The organism is Salinimicrobium oceani, from assembly GCF_012037645.1.
In genome coordinates this window covers 1-370 of record NZ_JAAVJR010001033.1, presented here as the reverse complement: position 1 = coordinate 370, position 370 = coordinate 1, and the positions used below count along the sequence as shown (strand labels likewise).

The window sequence follows — 370 nt, the reverse complement described above, 5'->3', positions numbered from 1 at the left end:
ACCTTCTGTAAGAGGTGGGCCACATTACTGCTCCCTGTAGGGCATCAACATCTGGTGCACTTCCTACCTGAGAAAGGTTCATAACGCTTCCGCCGTCAAAAGTGCTGTGGAAAGGGGTGACCCCCTGTGATGGATCAAGCTCCTGGGATTCAGTGATCACCGAATTCTGAGGATTATTCCAGTCAACATTCAGCAGCCATATTTTTAGATGATCCACATTTACTCCGGCCCAGGCATCATCCTGAAAATAAATTATGGGCATATTTCCCGGGGGTGGCATTTGGTCTCCCACGGCATTTAGTGCCGCCGGACTGTAGAATCCATTGATCCTTATCCCCGGAAGCGGAAATCCCAGGTGTCTCGCTTCGGC

The 370-nt window shown here is 50.5% G+C and carries 1 pseudogene; it reads right to left on the bottom strand.

Going from position 1 to position 370, the window contains the following annotated elements:
* Positions 1-370, bottom strand: a pseudogene (locus HC175_RS20640) (hypothetical protein); the annotation flags it as partial.